The organism is Lacticaseibacillus sp. 22 (genome assembly GCF_055413445.1).
In genome coordinates, this window is the sequence record NZ_JBVAYD010000013.1 from 38,701 (window position 1) to 59,224 (window position 20,524).

Annotated in this window: 24 protein-coding genes; 18 read left to right on the top strand and 6 right to left on the bottom strand. The window is 46.6% G+C overall.

Annotated features, from left to right (window positions below; all coding sequences use genetic code 11):
* Nucleotides 1-176 precede the first annotated feature (176 nt).
* From ACWP87_RS07745 to citG, 13 genes are all read left to right on the top strand, one after another.
* On the top strand, nucleotides 177-1,526 hold the full coding sequence (locus ACWP87_RS07745; RefSeq protein WP_005686012.1) for a CitMHS family transporter: 1,350 nt from the start codon (nucleotides 177-179) through the stop codon (nucleotides 1,524-1,526).
* Nucleotides 1,527-1,725: 199 nt separating this feature from the next.
* Nucleotides 1,726-2,049, top strand: coding sequence for a hypothetical protein (locus ACWP87_RS07750; RefSeq protein ID WP_005686013.1), 324 nt, complete (start codon nucleotides 1,726-1,728; stop codon nucleotides 2,047-2,049).
* A gap of 5 nt (nucleotides 2,050-2,054) precedes the next feature.
* A complete protein-coding gene (locus ACWP87_RS07755) occupies nucleotides 2,055-2,462 on the top strand; it encodes an acetyl-CoA carboxylase biotin carboxyl carrier protein subunit (RefSeq protein WP_005712341.1) in 408 nt (135 codons plus the stop codon).
* 14 nt (nucleotides 2,463-2,476) lie between these two features.
* Complete coding sequence (locus tag ACWP87_RS07760) at nucleotides 2,477-3,601, top strand: sodium ion-translocating decarboxylase subunit beta (protein ID WP_005686017.1); 1,125 nt, start codon at nucleotides 2,477-2,479, stop codon at nucleotides 3,599-3,601.
* Between the two features lie 189 nt (nucleotides 3,602-3,790).
* Nucleotides 3,791-3,934: an OadG-related small transporter subunit gene (locus tag ACWP87_RS07765; protein ID WP_005686020.1), complete on the top strand. Its 144-nt coding sequence runs from the start codon at nucleotides 3,791-3,793 to the stop codon at nucleotides 3,932-3,934.
* A 1-nt stretch (nucleotide 3,935) separates the two neighbouring features.
* On the top strand, nucleotides 3,936-4,940 hold the full coding sequence (gene citC / locus ACWP87_RS07770; protein WP_005686022.1) for a [citrate (pro-3S)-lyase] ligase: 1,005 nt from the start codon (nucleotides 3,936-3,938) through the stop codon (nucleotides 4,938-4,940).
* Nucleotides 4,930-5,235, top strand: coding sequence for a citrate lyase acyl carrier protein (citD, locus tag ACWP87_RS07775; RefSeq protein ID WP_005686024.1), 306 nt, complete (start codon nucleotides 4,930-4,932; stop codon nucleotides 5,233-5,235). Before citC ends, citD begins: the two co-directional genes overlap by 11 nt.
* On the top strand, nucleotides 5,223-6,101 hold the full coding sequence (locus tag ACWP87_RS07780; protein WP_014569805.1) for an aldolase/citrate lyase family protein: 879 nt from the start codon (nucleotides 5,223-5,225) through the stop codon (nucleotides 6,099-6,101). Before citD ends, ACWP87_RS07780 begins: the two co-directional genes overlap by 13 nt.
* Nucleotides 6,101-7,633 carry a citrate lyase subunit alpha gene (gene citF / locus ACWP87_RS07785; RefSeq protein ID WP_005686027.1) on the top strand — a complete coding sequence of 511 codons (1,533 nt, stop codon included), beginning with the start codon at nucleotides 6,101-6,103 and terminating at the stop codon, nucleotides 7,631-7,633. Before ACWP87_RS07780 ends, citF begins: the two co-directional genes overlap by 1 nt.
* Nucleotides 7,626-8,174, top strand: a complete 549-nt coding sequence (citX, locus tag ACWP87_RS07790; RefSeq protein ID WP_005686029.1) for a citrate lyase holo-[acyl-carrier protein] synthase — start codon at nucleotides 7,626-7,628, stop codon at nucleotides 8,172-8,174. Before citF ends, citX begins: the two co-directional genes overlap by 8 nt.
* Nucleotides 8,167-9,570 carry an oxaloacetate decarboxylase subunit alpha gene (locus tag ACWP87_RS07795; RefSeq protein WP_005686032.1) on the top strand — a complete coding sequence of 468 codons (1,404 nt, stop codon included), beginning with the start codon at nucleotides 8,167-8,169 and terminating at the stop codon, nucleotides 9,568-9,570. Before citX ends, ACWP87_RS07795 begins: the two co-directional genes overlap by 8 nt.
* A 177-nt stretch (nucleotides 9,571-9,747) precedes the next feature.
* A complete protein-coding gene (locus tag ACWP87_RS07800) occupies nucleotides 9,748-10,443 on the top strand; it encodes a GntR family transcriptional regulator (RefSeq protein ID WP_005686034.1) in 696 nt (231 codons plus the stop codon).
* Nucleotides 10,436-11,296: a triphosphoribosyl-dephospho-CoA synthase CitG gene (citG, locus tag ACWP87_RS07805; protein ID WP_005686036.1), complete on the top strand. Its 861-nt coding sequence runs from the start codon at nucleotides 10,436-10,438 to the stop codon at nucleotides 11,294-11,296. The genes ACWP87_RS07800 and citG overlap by 8 nt, the downstream gene beginning before the upstream one ends.
* A 78-nt stretch (nucleotides 11,297-11,374) precedes the next feature.
* Here the strand turns inward: citG and ACWP87_RS07810 are convergent, their stop codons facing one another.
* Nucleotides 11,375-11,773 (bottom strand): hypothetical protein, encoded by a 399-nt coding sequence (locus tag ACWP87_RS07810; RefSeq protein ID WP_014569804.1) that lies wholly within the window; start codon nucleotides 11,771-11,773, stop codon nucleotides 11,375-11,377.
* A 220-nt stretch (nucleotides 11,774-11,993) separates the two neighbouring features.
* On the opposite strand from ACWP87_RS07810, the gene ACWP87_RS07815 reads away from it, so the two are divergent.
* Nucleotides 11,994-12,605, top strand: coding sequence for a hypothetical protein (locus ACWP87_RS07815; RefSeq protein ID WP_005686039.1), 612 nt, complete (start codon nucleotides 11,994-11,996; stop codon nucleotides 12,603-12,605).
* A gap of 104 nt (nucleotides 12,606-12,709) precedes the next feature.
* Here the strand turns inward: ACWP87_RS07815 and ACWP87_RS07820 are convergent, their stop codons facing one another.
* Nucleotides 12,710-13,519, bottom strand: coding sequence for an alpha/beta hydrolase family protein (locus ACWP87_RS07820; RefSeq protein ID WP_014569803.1), 810 nt, complete (start codon nucleotides 13,517-13,519; stop codon nucleotides 12,710-12,712).
* Between the two features lie 135 nt (nucleotides 13,520-13,654).
* Between ACWP87_RS07820 and ACWP87_RS07825 the strand changes: the two genes are divergently transcribed.
* Both ACWP87_RS07825 and ACWP87_RS07830 read left to right on the top strand, forming a co-directional pair.
* Nucleotides 13,655-14,512, top strand: a complete 858-nt coding sequence (locus ACWP87_RS07825; RefSeq protein WP_005686041.1) for an RluA family pseudouridine synthase — start codon at nucleotides 13,655-13,657, stop codon at nucleotides 14,510-14,512.
* Between the two features lie 211 nt (nucleotides 14,513-14,723).
* A complete protein-coding gene (locus tag ACWP87_RS07830; protein ID WP_005686042.1) occupies nucleotides 14,724-16,040 on the top strand; it encodes a Fic family protein in 1,317 nt (438 codons plus the stop codon).
* 225 nt (nucleotides 16,041-16,265) lie between these two features.
* On the opposite strand, the gene rpmG is transcribed toward ACWP87_RS07830, so the two are convergent.
* The 4 genes from rpmG to ACWP87_RS07850 form a co-directional block, all read right to left on the bottom strand.
* On the bottom strand, nucleotides 16,266-16,415 hold the full coding sequence (gene rpmG / locus ACWP87_RS07835; protein ID WP_003566154.1) for a 50S ribosomal protein L33: 150 nt from the start codon (nucleotides 16,413-16,415) through the stop codon (nucleotides 16,266-16,268).
* A gap of 62 nt (nucleotides 16,416-16,477) precedes the next feature.
* Nucleotides 16,478-17,053, bottom strand: a complete 576-nt coding sequence (locus tag ACWP87_RS07840) for a hypothetical protein (RefSeq protein WP_005686053.1) — start codon at nucleotides 17,051-17,053, stop codon at nucleotides 16,478-16,480.
* A 12-nt stretch (nucleotides 17,054-17,065) separates the two neighbouring features.
* The gene (locus ACWP87_RS07845; RefSeq protein WP_155404102.1) at nucleotides 17,066-17,290 is read right to left on the bottom strand and encodes a hypothetical protein; all 225 of its coding nucleotides are present in this window, start codon (nucleotides 17,288-17,290) and stop codon (nucleotides 17,066-17,068) included.
* 54 nt (nucleotides 17,291-17,344) lie between these two features.
* Nucleotides 17,345-18,376, bottom strand: coding sequence for a DUF916 domain-containing protein (locus ACWP87_RS07850; RefSeq protein WP_005686056.1), 1,032 nt, complete (start codon nucleotides 18,374-18,376; stop codon nucleotides 17,345-17,347).
* 831 nt (nucleotides 18,377-19,207) lie between these two features.
* On the opposite strand from ACWP87_RS07850, the gene ACWP87_RS07855 reads away from it, so the two are divergent.
* Nucleotides 19,208-19,744 (top strand): GNAT family N-acetyltransferase, encoded by a 537-nt coding sequence (locus tag ACWP87_RS07855; RefSeq protein ID WP_029943915.1) that lies wholly within the window; start codon nucleotides 19,208-19,210, stop codon nucleotides 19,742-19,744.
* 106 nt (nucleotides 19,745-19,850) lie between these two features.
* Entirely contained in the window at nucleotides 19,851-20,402 is a 552-nt protein-coding gene (locus tag ACWP87_RS07860; RefSeq protein ID WP_005686059.1) for a hypothetical protein, read from the top strand.
* Nucleotides 20,403-20,524: the final 122 nt, after the last annotated feature.

Consider the following 20,524-nt stretch of genomic DNA (forward strand, 5'->3'; position numbering starts at 1 on the left):
TGACTTAAAAGCGAATTTTAAGCCAATGGGGGCGCTTTCTTTTTGAAAAAATTTATTTTTGCGGTCAAACGACGATTGTTCTTTTCGTGTTCTAAACGGGGAAAAACCGCCATTTAGTGACGAATATCACGTAATATGAGGGCAGCGATAAAAACTTATGAAAAGAGGTTGGGACTATGTTACTCACCGTCATTGCTTATGCCATGATCATTGTCTTCATGTACGTCATCATGACTAAGAAACTTTCACCGTTTACTTCCTTGGTTATGATCCCGCTATTATTTGCGATTATTGCAATGGTGGCTGGCGTGGCAAAGAAAGGAACGATAGGCGATTTCGTGTTAAAAGGTCTGACGACGACTGCTAACACCGGGATCATGCTCTTATTCGCCATTCTTTATTTCTCCATTATGCTTGACGCTGGTTTGTTTGATCCGATTACGGCACGCATGATCAAGATTGCAAAAGGCGACCCAATGAAAGTGCTGATGGCAACCGCAATTGTTGCGATGGCCGTTTCACTCAACGGGGACGGCACGACCACAACTTTGATTTGTTGCTCGGCATTTATTCCGATTTATAAGAAGCTCAACATGAATATGATGAACCTGGGTGTTTTGATTATTCTGCAAAATACCATCATGAACCTATTGCCTTGGGGTGGGCCAACTGCACGGGCAATGGCAGTTTTAAAAGTTGATGCGGATATTTTGACCTACCTGTTGCCAGGGATGATTTTGGCACTGGCTTATGTGATCTTCTATGTGGCACCGCACATGGGTCGCGCAGAACGGAAACGCTTGGGAGTTCGGGAGTTAACCGATGAAGAAATTGACGAAATGACATCGGTAGTGGATCCGGAAGTTTCTGAAATTCGCCGCCCGAATATGTTCCTGTTTAACGGTATTTTGACGATTGTTCTGATTGCCTGGTTGGTGGCAAGTTCCTTTATTAAAGCCATTGCAATGCCGCCATTGTTGCTGTTCTTGGTCGGAACCTGTATCGCATTGATGGCAAACTATCCTAAGTTAGGCGACCAAAGCAAACGGATCGGCGCTAATGGTGGCGATGCCGTTCAAGTGGTTATTCTGGTGTTTGCAGCCGGGGTCTTCATGGGTCTGTTCCAAGGAACCGGGATGGCAGAAGCGTTGGCTAAGAGCTTTACCGCAATTATTCCAAATTCTATGGCTGGCTTCTGGGGGCTCGTGATCGCATTGATTTCGGCGCCAGGGACATTCTTCTTAAGTAATGATGGTTTTTACTTCGGCGTTATGCCGGTTTTGGCAACTGCCGGCCGTGCCTATGGGTTTACTAACATGCAAATGGCATTGGCTTCATTAATGGGTCAGGCATTCCACTTACTGTCGCCATTGGTTGCTTTCATCTACCTCTTACTGCGGCTAACCGGCTTGGATATGGGTAAGTGGCAACGCGAAGCCGGAAAATATGCATTAGGCGTGTTTGCAATTTTCGTGGTGACGGTTATGCTCTTTGGTCACGTGCCGTTCTACCTGCCGCAAAAATAGCATTTAACCGAAAAAAGACACCGAAAAGCCAATTGTGATTGGCTTTTCCCCGTATGATAGATCTATCAAAGTTATGCGGGTTGCGCTATTTAATAACGCGCGTTCGCAAGCGGGCTGACTCACGCTCACCATAACGCGTTCATCAGCGCAGAAGTCTCGCGCGCTGACTCACGCTCACTTTAAGAGAAGAGGTGATGTTATGTTTGGATGGTTGCATCGTAAAAAGCAGCCGCCGCAGACACCGGTTGAACCGACAACGAAGAAAGTAGCGGCTCCGGTCGAAACAACACAATGGGAAACGGTGCCGAACTTTTTGGAGGTTGATCCTAAAGCCGAGTTAACTGCCAGCCTAATTGCCGCGGCAGTTACTGCGGATTCGGCACCTGATGCAAAGCTGGTGTTGAAACATCTGTACGTTGAAAATCCCGAAGCTAAGCGTGTGGGTTTAATTGCCAGTGCGATTGCTGCTGGTGATGGCGATGCTCAGTACGCGGTCAAGTCAATTAAGAAAAAGGTGGACTGAAGAAGATGTTGAGAAAGTTCAAGATAACGATCGATGGGAAAACCTATTTGGTCGAAATGGAAGAAATCGGCGGGACACCGGCTGCCGCGGCTCCGACGCCAGCACCGGCTGCGGCACCAACACCTGCAGCTGAAACACCAGCGCCGGCACCGGCAGCACCAACACCCGCCCCAGCAACGCCGGCAGCGGCAAGCGGAGAAGGTGAAGTGGTCACGGCACCGATGCCAGGCACGGTTACCAAGATTTTGGTTAAAAGTGGTGATGCAGTCACCGAAAACCAACCCTTGATGATATTAGAAGCGATGAAAATGGAAAACGAAATCGTCGCGCCTAAAGCCGGGACGGTGGGCGATATTATCGCAACGCTAAATCAAAGTGTCAATTCCGGTGACGGTCTTATTAGCATTATTTAGGGAGGAGGAAGCTTATGGAAGCGCTCATTCACGGAATCACCACTATCACATTAGGTCAAATCGCGATGATGTTGATCGGTGCACTCCTGATGTATCTGGGAATCAAGAAAGAATATGAACCGACCTTATTGGTTCCGATGGGACTGGGCGCCATTTTGGTGAATTTTCCCGGAACCGGCGTTTTAACTCAAGTTGTTGGGGGCACCAAGGCAGAAGGGGTGCTGGATGTTTTATTCAAGGCCGGCATTAACACCGAACTTTTCCCATTGCTGATTTTCATTGGGATTGGCGCCATGATTGACTTTGGCCCGTTATTACAAAATCCGTTTATGCTGCTTTTCGGAGCGGCGGCACAGTTTGGTATTTTCGCTACCGTTTTTGTTGCAGTATTCTTCGGCTTCAACATTAAAGAGGCTGCTTCAATTGGGATCATCGGGGCTGCCGATGGTCCGACATCCATTTTTGTTTCAAACCAGTTGGCGCCGAATCTGTTGGGGGCTATCACAGTGGCGGCTTATTCGTACATGGCACTGGTGCCGATTATTCAACCCATGGCCATCAAAGCAGTCACAACCAAGCATGAACGTCGCATCCGGATGACGTATAAGGCAGAAGGCGTATCCAAGACAACCAAAATTCTGTTTCCGATTATCATCACCGTCATCGCTGGCTTCATTGCACCGATTTCACTGCCATTGGTTGGCTTCTTGATGTTTGGTAATCTGTTGCGGGAATGCGGCGTGTTGGATCGGCTTTCCAACACCGCGCAGAATGAATTGGTCAACATCGTCTCCATTCTCTTGGGCTTAACCATTTCCGTTAAATTGCAGGCAGATCAGTTCTTAAATATTCAAACATTGATGATTATTGCGTTTGGTTTGTTTGCTTTCATCATGGATTCGGTTGGCGGCGTTCTTTTTGCTAAGCTGTTGAATCTTTTCCGAAAAGAAAAAATCAATCCAATGATCGGTGCGGCCGGTATTTCAGCCTTTCCGATGTCGAGTCGCGTGATTCAGAAAATGGCCACTGACGAAGATCCGCAGAACTTTGTCTTAATGTATGCAGTCGGTGCCAATGTTTCTGGTCAAATTGGCTCAGTGATTGCTGGTGGGCTATTGTTGTCATTCTTTGGCGCTTGATGTGGTTTGTAAGTGCGGAAGTCTACCCGCGCTGGTTCACGCTCACTATAACGCGTTCGCTGGCGCAGGGATCTGCGTGTAAGGACCTTGGTCGCAATGACCAAAGCCCCGGCCATCACGTCCAAGGCCGCTTACACTCCGATCCCTAACCGCGCCAGCTCACACTCACTTTACTAGGAGGTCTCTATCATGAAGTTTGATCCCACAGCAGTTGAACAGGCTGGTGAATTGATGTTGGTCGGTATGGGCGGCGTGTTTATCGTTTTGTTCATTATCTATATTGTGGCCAAATTACTGCTTAAGTTTGCGCCAGCCGATAAAGCGGCGAAGTAAGATGGCAACGTTAAAACGTATTTGGTTTGACCTGAATCCGCAAGAAAAAACGGCTTGGCAAACGCTTTTACGTGCGGCTGATTTAACGCCGGATGAACACGTTGATTTTACAGTTGGTATTTTCGAAGATGGTGCGTTATTAGCAACCGGTTCATTAGCTGGCAACATCATTAAAGAGGTTGCGGTGTCACCAGATGCTCAGCACGAAAATCTGTTGGCACAGATTATTCAGGCACTGTTGGATCGGCTGGATGATGAGACGATTACGCATAGTTTTGTCTATACCAAGCCAAGCACGAAAAAGTTTTTTGAATCGTTAGGCTTTAAGCAGTTAGTGGCAACAGACACGGTGGTTTTGCTCGAACGTGGTTATCCTAATTTTGCTGACTACACGGCATTGTTGGAGCAGCATCAGCACTCAGGACAGCCGGTTGCGGCAATTGTGATGAACGCCAATCCGGTTACCCGCGGTCATGCGTATCTGATTGAGCAGGCAGCTAGGGACAATGCCGTGGTTTACGTCTTTGTGCTGTCAGCCGAACGCTCGCTTTTCACCGCTGCCGAACGCTTGGGCCTCGTAAAAAAAATCGCCTCACGCTGGGCGAATGTCGTGGTGTTGCCAACCGCTGATTACATGGTGTCGAATACCACGTTTCCGAGTTATTTTCTCAAGGATCAGGCGGATGCGGCAATTGCGACTGCTCAAGCCGAATTGGATGCGGCGCTTTTTAAACAGCGAATTGCCCCCATTTTAGACATTACCCGGCGTTATGTCGGTGAAGAGCCATTGTCACCCGTGACCGCTATTTACAATCGCCAATTAGCCGCCACTTTTGGTGACACCATCGAATTGATTGTTGTTCCGCGCTTGCAGATTGCTGGCGAAGTTGTCAGTGCCACGCGGGTTCGGGCGGCGATTGCACAACAGGATTGGAAAACGGTGCAACAACTCGTTTATCCAGAGGTTTATACAGAAATAAAGGAGCGATCAACCCATGAAAATTAATCATCCCGGTACGGCTGGGACACTGGAGTCAAGTGATATTCAAATCACGCTTGCACCAGCCGCTGACGGTATCACGATTCAGTTGCAAAGCAGTGTTGAAAAGCAATTTGGCGAACAAATTCGTGCGGTCATCAAAGCAACACTTGCAAAACTGGCGATCGAAAACGTTGCGGTTGAAGCCAATGACAAAGGTGCACTGGATTGTACGATCAAAGCACGCACCATTGCGGCGGCTTACCGCGCTGCTGACAACAAGACATTTGACTGGGAGGAGATTAACGCATGGATAAATTAAGAAGAACCATGATGTTTGTTCCGGGCGCTAATCCGGGCATGCTTCGTGATGCGCCGATTTATGGGGCAGATGCCATCATGTTTGACCTTGAAGATGCGGTTTCGTTAAAAGAAAAAGATACCGCGCGAATGCTGGTCTATTCTGCATTGAAAACTTTTGATTACAGCAGTGTTGAAACCGTTGTCCGGGTGAATGCCTTGGATGCAGGCGGCGATCAGGATGTTGAGGCAATGGTGCTTGGCGGTATCAATGTAATTCGGCTGCCAAAAACCGAAACGGCACAGGACATCATGGACGTGGATGCGGTCATTACGGCAGTTGAAGCAAAGTACGGTATCAAAAACGGCACGACCCATATGATGGCCGCCATCGAATCGGCAGAAGGGGTATTGAATGCCCGGGAAATTGCCCAGGCATCCCCACGAATGATCGGGATTGCACTTGGCGCCGAAGACTATCTAACCAGTCAGCATACCCATCGTTCCGCTGATGGTGCCGAATTGTCATTTGCCCGCAACTTTATTTTGCATGCTGCCCGTGAAGCCGGCATTTCTGCAATCGACACGGTTTACACGCAGGTGGACAACGAAGAAGGTCTGCGTCATGAAACCGAGCTGATTAAGCAACTCGGCTTTGATGGCAAATCCGTGATTAATCCGCGGCAGATTCCGGTCATCAACAGCGTGTTTGCGCCTGCTTTGGCTGAGGTTCAAAAGGCTCGGGAAATTGTTGCCGGACTAAAAGAAGCAGAAGCTAAAGGCGCCGGCGTGGTTTCGGTCAATGGTCAGATGGTTGACAAGCCAGTGGTAGAGCGTGCTCAATACACGATTGCGCTCGCTAAGGCGTCAGGAATGGAGGTAGACTGATGGTCAAGAATAAGCTTAATCGTGAAATCCCGGAGCCGTTTGCCGATCAATATGGCGTTTTCGGTGGCGAGTTTGCCAATATTCAACCTTATGATGAACATGCGCGCCACATTAAACCCGTCAAGCCTGATCACAGTAAACTAGTGGCGTCAATTCATGATGCCATTGTCGCAACCGGCCTAAAAGACGGAATGACCATTTCATTTCACCATCATTTCCGCGAAGGTGACTATGTGATGAATATGGTACTGGCTGAAATTGCCAAAATGGGAATCAAAAACCTGTCGATCGCCCCTAGTTCAATTGCCAATGTTCATGAACCGCTGATTGAACACATTAAAAATGGTGTGGTTACCAACATCACCAGCTCCGGTTTGCGGGATAAAGTTGGCGCGGCTATTTCAAGCGGAATCATGCAAAACCCGGTTGTCATTCGTTCTCACGGCGGACGGGCTCGCGCTATTGCTCGTGGCGATATTCATATCGATGTGGCGTTCTTGGGCGCACCAAGTAGTGATGAATACGGTAATATTAACGGTACCAAAGGCAAAGCGACTTGCGGTTCCTTAGGCTATGCCATGATTGATGCCAAGTATGCCGATCAAGTGGTTGCCATTACCGACAGCCTAATGCCATATCCCAACACGCCGATCAGTATTCCCCAAACAGATGTCGACTATGTGGTTCAAGTAGATGCGATTGGCGACCCGACCGGTATTGCTAAAGGTGCCACCCGCTTTACGAAGAACCCTAAGGAATTAAAGATTGCCGAATATGCAGCTGAAGTGATCACGAAATCTGCTTATTTCAAGGATGGCTTTTCCTTCCAAACCGGTACAGGCGGCTCTTCGTTGGCCGTAGCCCGCTTCTTGCGTGAGGCGATGCTGCAGCAAAATATCAAAGCAAGTTTTGCCTTGGGCGGGATTACCAACTCCATGGTTGAATTGTTGAAAGAGGGGCTCGTTGAAAAAGTGATCGACGTGCAGGACTTCGATCACCCATCTGCAGTCTCGCTTGGTGAAAATGCCGATCACTATGAAATTGATGCTAACATGTACGCGTCACCGTTGAGCAAAGGCGCGGTCATTAATCAGCTTGATATCGCTATTTTGTCAGCGTTGGAAATCGACACGGACTTTAACGTCAATGTGATTACCGGTTCCGATGGCGTGATCCGTGGCGCATCCGGTGGCCACAGTGACACAAGTGCCGCCTGCAAAATGAGCATGGTCATTGCGCCGCTGGTTCGTGGACGCATCCCAACGATTGTCGAAAATGTGAATACCGTTGTGACCCCAGGAGCCAGTGTTGATGTTGTTGTGACGGAAGTGGGCGTGGCCATTAACCCGGCCCGGCCAGATCTGATTGAAATGTTTAAGGATTTGAAGGTGCCACAATTTTCGATTGAAGCACTCAAGAACATGGCCTATCAGATCACGGGCACGCCTGCAGCTATTCAGTATGGCGACAAGGTGGTTGCTTTGATTGAATATCGTGATGGTACCTTAATCGATGTGGTGCACAATGTTTAAATTGTCAGTTTTGGATGGCCCCCAAGTTGACTTAGGGCAAATGTTGGCCGCCAAAGATGCGCGTATGACCAAGGAGTATGACTGGTTAAAGGCAAATCCGGACACGACGCTATTACACGTGACGTTGCGGATTCCGGGACCGGTCAAAACCGGAAAACGCGTCGTTACAGTGTTTACAGCTGCGATGCAAGCCTTGCAGGATCAATTACAACCAAACGTGCAAGGCATGCAAATCGAATCGTTACCAACTGGCCCTGAAGCTTACTTGGCGGTGCACATGGACCCGGTTAGTTTAAAGCGCCGAATGATCGGATTTGAGCAGCAACAACGCTTTTGTGACTTACTGGACTTGGATGTGGTCACGTTGCAAGGTGAAGAACTGCATCAGGTTTCGCGCACCGATTTTAAGTTACCTCCGCGAGCCTGCTTGGTTTGTGGCGGAGACGCCAAAGCCTGCGCGCGCTCACGTCGACACGGATTGCCTGAAGTTCAAGCGGCAGTTGAAGCAATCATAAAGGAGGGTTGGACCACACATGGCTAAACAAAAAGTCCAATTCATGGAAACAGTTTTGCGTGATGGTCAGCAAAGCCTGATCGCTACCCGGATGCCATCAAGTGATATTTTGCCTATTTTGGATAAAATGGACGCGGCCGGCTACCACGCATTGGAGATGTGGGGTGGCGCTACGTTTGATGCTTGTCTACGCTATTTAAACGAAGACCCGTGGGAGCGACTGCGGAAAATTCGCCAAGCAGTCAAGCACACCAAGTTGCAGATGTTGCTGCGTGGCCAGAACTTGCTTGGTTATAAGAATTATGCTGATGATGTCGTAGCCGATTTTGTCACGAAATCAGTTGAAAACGGTATTGATATCATTCGTATTTTTGATGCGTTAAATGATACACGTAATTTGAAAACCGCACTGGAAGCTACCAAGCAGGCGGGTGGGCACGCACAACTGGCGATTAGTTATACCACCAGTGATTTCCATACGATTGACTATTTCATCAGGCTGGCAAAAGAAATGGCAGACATGGGCGCTGACTCCATTGCCATTAAAGACATGGCCGGCATTTTAACCCCGCAGAAAGCCTTCGATCTTGTAAGCGGCATTAAGCAGGAAATTACGGTTCCACTAGAGGTCCATACGCATGCGACTGCGGGAATGGCTGAAATGACGTATCTTGAGGCGGTGCGCGCAGGAGCTGATATTATTGATACGGCGGTTTCCCCATTTGCTGGCGGTACCAGTCAGCCGGCAACCGAATCAATGCTCGTGGCATTGCAGGACTTAGGCTACCCGACTGATGTCAAACTAGCTGAAGTCAGTGACATTGCCAGCTATTTTGCGCCGATTCGCGATCGATTCCGGGATGCCGGGCAGCTAAACCCCCGCGTTAAAGATGTTGAGCCAAAGTCACTGATTTACCAAGTGCCAGGCGGGATGCTTTCTAACCTGTTGGCGCAATTGAAAGATCAGGGACAAGAGGCTTTATATGGGGATGTTTTAAAAGAAGTGCCCCGCGTTCGGGCTGACTTGGGTTATCCGCCGTTGGTTACCCCATTGTCGCAAATGGTTGGTACGCAAAGTTTGATGAATGTGATGAGCGGAGAACGGTATAAACTGATCCCTAAAGAAATCAAAGACTATGTTCGCGGACTTTATGGGCAGCCGCCTGTCCCGATTTCTCCTGAGATGAAAAAGAAAATTATTGGTGACGCACCAGTCATCACCACGCGACCGGCAGACCTGATTGAGCCGCAACTACCGGCATTTCGCAAAGCTATTGCCGAGTATGCTCATTCAGAAGAAGATGTCTTGAGTTATGCGCTCTTCCCTGATCAGGCAAAAGACTTTTTAGGCCGGCGTGAAGATCCGTTTTATGATGTGCCGGTTCAAAAGGTTTCGCTGACGTTTGATCCTACTCATAATTAAGGTACATGATCCTTTCGCCCCCTAATCAATTAACGCGCGGCCGTGAGTTGGTAGGCTAGCACAATTTGAGCTGTTGACAAATTTGTCGGCAGCTTTTTAAGTGAGCGTGAGCCAGCATGTTTTAAGTGGTGAGACACGTTAAGGTATAATATTGGGTTAGGTGAGGGGGGACAATCGATGAATCAAGTGGTGTCAGCGGTTAAGAAAAATTTGGATTTGTCACAGAACCGGCCAATTAAAGAAGCGATTTACGAAGCGCTGCGTAAGACGATCCTTTTGGGCGAAATACCCAGCGGTGAGCGGATTAACGAGAAGAATCTTTCCGAAAATCTAAATATCAGCAGAACGCCAATTCGCTATGCACTTGAGCGTTTGGATGAAGAAGATCTGGTTGAACGCAAAACGGGTGTTGGTGTACTTGTCAAAGGTATTTCAATTAACGATGCCTATGAAATTTTTGACATTCGCAAGGAATTGGATGTGTTGGCCACGCGTAAGGCCATGCGTCTGATGACCCCTGAGCAATTCAATCAGATGCGGACTCTTTTGGAAGAAACGGATCGTTTGAACGCAGCCGGTCGTGTTGCCGAGGTGATGGCTAAGTTTACTGAATTTAATAATTTTATTTATGATGCCAGTCATATGTTGCGGCTGAAAATGATCGTCAACCAGCTGCAGAATTATTTGATTTATTTTCGTGACATCAGTATTAATGGCGATGATCGGCGCAATCTTGCCATTCAGGAACATTGGCTGCTTTATCGGGGGATGTTGAATCAAGATGACGATCAAATTAAGCTCATTACGCGCGAGCACTTAGAGCATTCCCTGCACTATATTCTGAAAGTTATGAAGGCAAAACATATTGAATGAACAAGCAATTGCACAAGCGGCAGTTACCAGTTTACAAGCAGAAGTTCAGTTGGCGCCTAAACCCGGCTTGGTCGACCCTGAATCAAATGGTGCACACCGGGATATGGATGTGACGACCTTTGCAGCTAGCATTGAAGCTTTGACGCCTTTTTTTCAGCAATATTTTCATGCCGGCGTCGTTGCTAAAACGGTTCCTGATCTCTATCGCCAATTACGCACCATTGGGATTGCAGCAGAAAATGCCATGCTCGCCGCTACTGCTGGTGTTAATACGCATCGTGGGGCTAACTTCTCCTTTGGTTTTTTATTGGGTGCATTGGGCTGGCTCATGCAGCAGCAATCCCTGCAACAAATAGTCACCGCTGACTTTGCGCCGCTATTCCCGACGGTGGCTCAAGTGACGCAAGGTGTGGCTGGTGATTTTCGGGACTTGGAGAAAAAAGCCCGCTGGAGCCATGGCGAAGCGTTATATGTCAAACACGGCGTTACTGGGGTTCGAGGTGAGGCTTTGGCTGGTTATCCGACTATCCGGCATGTGATCTTGCCATATTTACGCAAGACAGCCAGACGCGGGGATATGCGCTATTTACGATTAATGGTGCACTTGATGGCCCAAGTTGAAGATGCCAATGTCCTCCATCGCGGCGGGCCAAAGGGATTACGATTCGTGCAAGATGCGGCTAAAACATTGTTGCATGTCCCGGATTCACACTTGCCTCATGCCTTGCGTCAGTTAAATGCTGAGATGATCACGTTTAATCTTAGTCCGGGTGGTACGGCCGATTATCTGAGTCTAGCTTACTTTTTTGATGCACTGGCAGACTTGGCAACAACTGATTCCCAACCAGACTAGTTGAAGCTTCCTTTAGATGAAAAAAGACTGTGTTGAAAGATAAGCACGGTCTTTTTTTACTGCACACGCTCTGGTTGATTAAACAGGAAACGGAATCAGATCGATGTGGCGAATCATGCGGATACTGATGTTCTGGTCGCCGACATGAACGACATCACTATCGGTTACACCGCCGACTTTACCGGTGATCGGCGGCAGCATCTGGCCATCTGGTGTTTGCAGATCGAGCTGAATGGTTACGGATTGGCCTTCAGCGTATGCTCGAAGCAAGATCATCCGAATGTAAGCCTGATCTTGTAACGAAAGCGGCGGATAAGTCAGATGCTCGGTCTGCGCCTGTTTTTTTAACGCGGCGGTGTGGTCGGAGAGGTAATAGCCTTGCCACTTGCGTATCCCGCGATCAATGTAACGATTAGTAAAAAAATCAGCCACCAAGGCAGCAAACTTTTGCTTACCGATTTTTTCTTCGTAAGTCATCAATCTCACCCCAAAGATTAGTTTACGAACATATGTTTGCTATTTCAAGAAAAAGGTTATGTTTATTTGAATGTTACAAAACGATGACAGCAAAAATCTTGATAAGTCTTAAGATTTTCTTGATTTGAAATCATTTTGTAACATTTCCGCTTGCCGCATGTTAGTCTGAAATTGTTGAAACGATCCGACAAGCGACAACTTCTGAGTGGGAGTGATTGACATGAAAAAATGGATGATGATTGCAACGGCATTCTTAGCACTTAGCGGCGTTTCCGGTGCCGCTTTATATCAACAACATGTCAGTGCTAAAAGCGATGTGAAAACCACAACGGTAAAAACAGTCACGGAAAAAACAACAAGTCAGCCGAAAGCAACGAGCAAGTCACAGGCATCGTCAAGCTCATCATCAAGTACAGCTCAAACGACCAGCACGCATGAGTCCGGCGCTACCGTAACCGTTAAGACCCCTGCAACGACAACCGAAAAGACGACGGCAAGTTCAGCAAGCACAGCGACTGATGCTGCTGCCACAACCAGTGATGCTGCAGCAACAGCAACGACCCAAACGGCAAGTCAGCCCACGGTTCAAGCGCCGTTTTATGTTGGTACGTGGCATAACGAACATGTATCATTGACCATTACGGCTACTCAGATGACCATTTCCCAAAATGGCATTTCAAAGACGTCTCGCTACACGGCGACATCAAACGGTAATGGTTATGTTCTTACACCAACCGATATCGAAGCAGACGCGATTTACTTAGTACCAGTAACAGGCGGCATTGAATGGGTTGCACCCGGCACCACCACACCATTAATTCTTCGGCCGTAAGTAATGCGCATACCACATAGACTTATCTTTTGGAGCGATCAAAAAAGGCGCCGCGAAAGCCAACTTTTACTGGCATTCGCGGTGCTTTTGAAATGACGTCAAGACTAATCGGTTGCTTTATTCAGCGCCTTGTCTTCAACACTTGCAAAAAGATGGTGATCGAAGAAGCGTTTTGTTTCAGGTAAGGCAAAACTGGTATAATCACGTGCATGGCCAACGCCGGGTACCACGTGGATGGAAATGTCCCGGCCAAACATGGCAGCTTGCTGGACAAAATGCAGGGCACTTGGTAATGGCATTAATTCATCTGCCGAGTTGAACAATAAGGTTGGCCCGAGTTGATCAGTTAAATGATTGGTTGGGTTAACGGCGGTTAGTAAGCGCGGATCCAACCCGCCCAGATATGTCTGAATAAAGTATTTATAAAAAGCGTCATGGATTTCATGAATTTCGGTCAGGCCCAGTTCATTCTTCGCGTCAACCGAGGCTTTTACCATTTGATTCTTCTGCACCCAGTTGGCAAAATCAACTACGGGCGACCATGCCACAACTGGGTAGCCAGTGGTCAGACTATTTTGCAACACCATTGTGCCTCCCGAGCTGGCGCCTAACAAACCTACTCGTTCGCGATCAAATTCATAAGGAGAGGCAAGTAGCCAGTTTATGAAATGATCAAAGTCGTTTTGGGCGGTCGGATATAGAAACTTGGGAGCTAGCCGAAAATTGGGAATAGCCACCAGATAGCCGGCGTCCGCAAGATATTGGCCCAAATCGCTTTCGTTTTCTTTATCGCCACGGAACCAGCCGCCACCGTGTGCGTATATGACGGCACCGCCATTAGCCGCGTCCGGTACGTAAATATCAACGGGTAAATCATGGGCCTCATCATAGATCACGTCTTTTTCCACTTGCATATTTGCCTATTCCTCCTTATTCTTATACATTAATCATATTCTAACCATAGTCCCAAAAGCCGTTTAAATGCAAATCTTTACATATTTTTGTTCGGTTTTGAAACATCAGATTATTGGGATGGCGAAAGGAAAAGCATGCGATATACGTTTGATTCAAAGGTGACAACGGCAACCACAATTAAGCGCTGGTTAGCCAAACAAGGTGTTAGCCACAGATTATTCAAGAAAATGTTAGCGAACCATTTATTGTGGCTGGATGGTCATCGCACTGGCAATACAGCGATTCAGGCTGGGCAGACGGTGCGCTTCGCCATTCCAACGACGATGACGGTGACACCGGAAAAAGCCTCGCTCGATGTTCTGTATGAAGATCAAAACTGGCTGATTATCAATAAACCGGCTCATTTAACCAGCGTTCCCGGTCCTCATGATCCTCATCACAGTTTGTTGAATCGCATCGTCTGGTACCTGCAGCAGCAAAAGATAACCGAACCGCAACCCGCGATTATCACGCGCCTGGATCGCGATACAGTTGGATTGGTTTTAGCCGCGAAACACCCGTATGCACAAGGGCGGTTTGACCAGGCTCATCATGCAACCTTGAAAAAAGAATATCTGGCCGTGGTTGCCGGGCACCTCAGTCATGCAACCGGGACAATTGAAGCACCCATCGGTCTGGGTCCGGACGGCATTCATCGGATGGTTACGGAAAACGGACAATCGGCCATCACGAAGTATCAAGTGCTGAAAGAAGCGGTCAACACCTTGGTCGATGTGCAATTATTAACCGGCCGTACCCACCAGATTCGAGTACACTTTGCCAGCCTTGGCCATCCCTTAATCGGTGATTCACTTTATGGCCAAGCGAGTCCGCTCATTGATCATCAGGCATTACAAGCGACCCATTTAAGTTTTGTGGACCCATTTTCTGAAAAAAGAATTCAGGCTGATTTACCGATTCCTGATGACTTTGTGAACCTTTTAAATCAGTAGCGCCAGATCCTGATTGTCATAAACGCAACACGCCTTTTATTTGCTGATGCGGGTAGAAGGTTTTTTAATAGTCTATTTTCGACAATTGTATGATATAGTGTTTAAAAATGCGGGAGTCAATTTTTAAAAATGCTTGATTTTTTAAAATCGATATGCATAATTTGAAAAGCAGATTTCAATAATCGCCATTTTAAAGAATGGAGGCGCAAACGTGAGCTATTTACCTTTAAGCAGATTTAAATACAATAACAATGGCACTGGCAGAAAATCACCACAGGAAATTGATGACGAATATCATTTAAGGCTTTCAGGTCCCTCAACAGTCCGGACTGCGCTCTTTCCGGCACTCGAAAACACGAGTCTTCTGGATGAAGCAGCCATCGAAAAGCGCTCTATTTCAATCGCCAAGTATCCGATTTATTTTGTCGAAACTCACAAGATTAATCTTCTGGTTGCTAATATTCTTAGGAACTCAATGCAGATTACCAAATTGGCAAATCACAATGAATTGCCTCAAGTTGCGATTAACAGTTATTTAAAGAAGCTTCTTAGCAATGAGATTATTTTTACCAATGAGATTGAAGGTGTTGAAACAAACCCGAAAGAGATCGGGACGATTATTGGTAATTTAAAAAACCGGCCGGGTAGAGTTGAAAAACGTTTGGAATCAACCATTCGCAAGTATCATGACTCGATTACCGCAAGAATGCGTCAGATTGACACTTTGAAGGATTATCGTGATATTTATGATGAGTTGTTAAAAGGGGAGATTCCACCAGAAAAGTTGCCGGATGGTAAACGATTCAGAAACTCATTTGCATTTATTGGGACTGGTTCACATGCGGTCCATATTCCTCCGATTGATGAAGCAGAGATTGAGACGGCTTTAGAACAGCTCATCATCTTTATGAATAATGATGACCTAGTGACATTGGAAAAAGCGATCATCACCCATTTTATGTTCGAAAATGCCCATCCGTTCTTAGATGGAAACGGTCGAACTGGCAGGTATTTGCTCTCGTCATATTTGTCAAGCAAGTTAGATCCCTTCACTGGCTTGTCTGTATCAACAGCGATTCATAACAATCTTTCTGCTTATTACCGGCTTTTTCAGGAAGCAGACAATATTGAAAATCGCGCGGAGTTAACTTTTTTCTTAGAAGGAATGTTAAAAATTATTGAACACGGTCAACTTGAAGTTATTCAAGAATTAGAGTCAGCTAAAGAACAACTACATGTAACCGGGGAAAAATTATATTCAAAATTTGCAAACCTGAACGACGAGATGAAGGATATCTTATACTTGCTTCTCCAATCTTATTTGTTTACGGAGAGCATCACTTATGGCATTCAGGATCGTGATATTGTCCAAGTGCTTAAAAAGGGTTCAAAACAAACTCCTAGGTCGCGGACAAAACGCATGATTAATCAGTTGGAAGCTGACGGTCTCATCACAAGTGTCAGCAAAAATCCGCTTCAACATGTCCTTAGCAAGGCCATATTAGACCAAATATTACCTTTGAAGTAGCTTGCTATTAGTTAATTGGTTGAAATCGTTGCCGATCCGAAACTGTTGGCCATTTATTTAAGCCAAGCCCTACAACCGCTGCTTTTAGGTTAGGGCTTATTTGGCGTTGGGCAATAGCTTTCAGTATGGGCATTCTCACCAATCAGGCACAAAAGCAAAAAAATATCGCGTTCTATCAGTAAAAAACTGACAGAATGCGATATTGGCTGATGAACTGCGATCAGATTATTTAACTTCGGTGAAGACCACGCGTTTACGCAACTTTGGTGAATACTTCTTGAGTTGCAAACGATCAGGCGTGTTACGCTTGTTTTTGGAAGTTAAATAGATACGTTCGCCGGTTTCATTGTTACCTAAGATGATGTTGTTCCGCATCTTTTAGCACCTCGCTTTTTTCTAATTTAACCTGTCAAGCATACAGGATTGACAGACTAAAATCAAGGCTGGGCGTTAAAGGCAGCAAAGGGCGTGACGCCGTGGGTTCGTGCAATTTCCGCAACGCCATCAGGATCGGCCGTGGTTAAGCCAGGCAGGTCAATGGCATCACTTTCGCCAGTATCGGCCTGAACGACTTGAAAGAGGGGCTCAGCCGGATAAACGAGAAGTTGCGTTGAAGTTTTAACATCTTGTGTGTCTTCATGTAGCAATGGCACGTTTTGCAGTGAACTCAGTAATGCTTGGTTAGCTTCCAAGAAATCATTCAGGGTATCCCAACTGTCAAGAATTGCAATCGGAGGTTCTAGCGGTGTCAGATAAGCAGCAAAACGCCGTAAATCATCTTCCCATTTACGAACCGAACTTTCAGCAAAGGTGGTCTGATCTAATTGTTGGACTAATAGTTGCGGAACCGACTCACTTTTAACAGAGTCAGGCATCGCTGTCATTCGAGCGGTTAAGTCGCTAATGCAACGATAAGCCTGCTTAACATCTGCTAAAAATTTCAAAATATCAGTTCCACCGGCATTTTCATAGGCAGTTTGAAACTCATTGCCAAGTACACGTTTATTCGACATCAAAACTCCTCCTTACACGCAGGTTTCGCGGCTGGCAAACGTGTTGTGATGAATGCAGGCAAGTGATCCTTCATGCTGACCGATGCCCACAAACGATCTAGCCTTGCAAAGCTTTAAACTCGGCAGCACTTTAGCATACGCAACGCCTATTTCCAGCCATGACCGTACGATCAAAATGCGCACCAAACAGATGACACCGTGAGAAGGATTTACATTTCCAAGGCGTTTCATAATCATTTGGTTTCGCGCTACCTTTATCATAAGTCAAACTGTCAATGCTGGCACGCTTTTCTACTGATTTTGCCGATGGTGTACCACGTTCCAGCGCCATAGACCGAGAACAATGATTAGCAAAGCGGACATGATGCCGGCAATTATCCAAGGAAGCAGGCCATGATCATCCGCATCGCTTGGTGATCGTGGTCGGGAAGCAGTTACACTGATCGGTAACTGGCCGTTGTAGCGAAAGTTGACTTGTTTGGACCAAGTGTAAGATCCCGATTTTGCCGTCCATTTGAGCGTGTAGGTACCTGCAGCCAACTTGGTCTCATTCAAAGGCATACTTTGGGTAAAAAAGGAATGCGGTGCAACCGCTAACCCCGTAAAATGACCTGTCAGTAGCGGCTTTTGGCTACCGGGTTTAACCAAAATATAATCTGTTGCAATTTCACCGAATTGATTACTTGAAGGGTTATGCAGCCGCGCCTTGACGACCGGTGTGTGGTTGTTGGTGCCGATGCTGGCTTTGGTTATATCAAGCAATGGCGGATTCGGCGTGGTAAGATCTTGCCGCAAAATGGTCGTAATGCCGATTGCAAAGCGGTTTGTGAATTGAACCCCGTTGCTGGAAGCACGACTTGATGTGGCGCCTTCTTGCAGGACATAAAAGCCGCCTGCGATAATCCCGATAAAATGCTCAGCTGGAGCTTGCAACTGATACGTTACGGTTTGCTCGGAATTGGCTGCAACAGTAACCGTTCTTGGTCCTTGAATTAAGGTGCTCAGACGAATGGCGTTTTGATCAAGCGGTGGTTGGCTTTGATCAAAGGCAATGACCCCGCTATTGGTCGTATATGCCGGATTGACTGCAATACGGTAGGTTTGAGTCTGGTCACTTTGATTAGCGATCCGGAGCTGTAAATCTTCTTGTTGGCCCGGGCTAACTTGTAAGTCAAAGTAACCGGTAACCGACTGACGCTGATTATTAGGCAGGACCGGCGTAACCGTGAATGTTGGTGAAATGGCAGCGGTTGTCACGGTCAATGGCCAAATAAAGAGCACGCTAAATAAAAGAACCAAAATGGGACTTATTATCTTTTTCACAATTGTCGTCACCTTTCGCCTGTCGGTATGTAGGGCAGCTGTTCGTTGAGAACGGAATCAGCTGCCATTACTGATTATCAGACGTGGTTAACTTTGGCTAGTAGATCGGTTGTTACTTAAAAGTCCTCAGTATGTTGGAAAAATCACCATATATGTTTGTGAGGTGATGGCAGGTGACCTCGCCGCGAGATCAATGTGTTCCTGCAAGTTGGCGAACTTTCGACTAACAGTAGTGCTTGCCGGCATGGTGTCACGCACCTTTCTCAAGGAGTTGTTTGAACGACTTTATTTTACCGATAAGAACAAATAATCAGTCGTCAAATGCTTAGGCTAAGTTCGATGTCCAATTAGCTGAGGCTTGTCATACCGTGGAAGATACTTGATAATATGAAAAGATAAATAGTTTCGCGCGCCGCAATCGCGAGAAAATTTGCTACTGGAAATATTTTTGTCTCAAAAAATGGAAAAATTTTGTCAGTTGATGAGACAAGGTTAACGTATTTTCACAGGCCGCAATTTATATGTGTGGATTTAGGGGTTATGAGTGAATGTTGGATGTCTTGGCCGTTTGATTATAAGAGTGTTGGTTCGTAACGCGTTCGCTAGCGCTGGGATCTGCGTGTGAGGATTTCAGACGCAATGGTCACGACAGGGGCATCGCGTCTGAGGCTGCCTGTGTTCTAGCTTATGCCCATAACGCGCTCACTGGCGCAGGGATCTGCGTGTAAGGACCTTAAGCGCAATGGCCAAGACCCGGCCATCACGCTTAAGGCCGCTTACACTCCGACTTCTAACCGCGCCGGTTCGCGCTCACTTTTTTTAGGAGGCGTCATTTTGAAAGGTCCGCGAGTGACAGTTCGTCCTTTTACGACATCAGATATTGATGATTATTTTGCTTATGCCAAACTAGAACAAGTCACGCGGGCGGCAGGGATGGCGCCTTTGAAGACTCGTCAAGAAGCAGCGAATCACGTTAAGCGGTTTGCTCGTGAGCGTCAGGATCTGGCTCTTGTTTATCAGTTGCATGTGATTGGCAACATTGGGGTTTATCCGCGTGAGTTATCGCCACTGACAGGGGATGATATGACGCGTGAAATTGGCTACATCCTTCATCCGGCTTATTGGCATCGAGGTTTGATGCGTGAGGGACTGCAAATGGTCATTGCAAATCAATTCGCCCATGATATTAAGGCTATTTGGGCAGGTGTTTTTCCTAGTAATCATGCTTCAATTCACTTGTTGAAACGTTTAGGCTTTACATTTCAATTCGAAGTGCCGCTGCCACGGGGATTGAGTGGCGACCATCCCCGCGATGAACAATATTTTAGATTGTTACCGAATCAGTTTGAAAATGAGGATTTACTTTAATATTTTTTTGAAAACCGGGTGAATTCAATCCGGCTTTTCTCTTTTATATAGGCAACGAATTGAAAAATGCTATAATGAAAACGAGTATTAGTCTGGAGGTTTCAAAATGACTGTGCAAACAGAGTATGAACAGGCCTATCATAAGCGGCTTGCAGCAATCGAAGCTGATCCGCAATTGACAGTGCTATCAAGCATGAATCAACCGCAAGAATCGGATCAAAATGACGTGCGCCAATATATTGTCTTCACCGATTTTAAAGCCGATGAACAGAAACAAAAAACCAACTCGATTTACGTCTACACACCGTTTGAAAATGTTGACAAATATGGCCATTCGAAAGCAGATTATCAGGCACAGCTCTTATTTGAAACGAATCGCTGGGACAACGTGATGCATATTACGGTTTTAGAGACGCTGGGTTCCGAAAGTCGCTTGGCTTTTTACGATTTTGAGAATCTTGGCCTCGCACAGTTGGCGCTGAAAGCTTTTCTGAATTTGGCGATGAAGGCCGACGTTGCGCTCGTGGATGGCACGATTAGCTCGTTTGATAAAGTTAATTTAGCCAAGTTACGGCATATTTTCACAAAATTTGGATTTAACCTGAAACTGACTGATCCGAAAACCGGTATCGGTAAAATCAGTCGTTCCTTACAATAGACCGGTAGCCGGTAAAATGATGCCGCAGTATCTTGAAACAGTATAGGAACTAAGTAAAATCGACCGCAAAGACAAGTTGTCTTGCGGTCGATTTTAGTTTGGCGTGAGCTTCCTTTAACGAT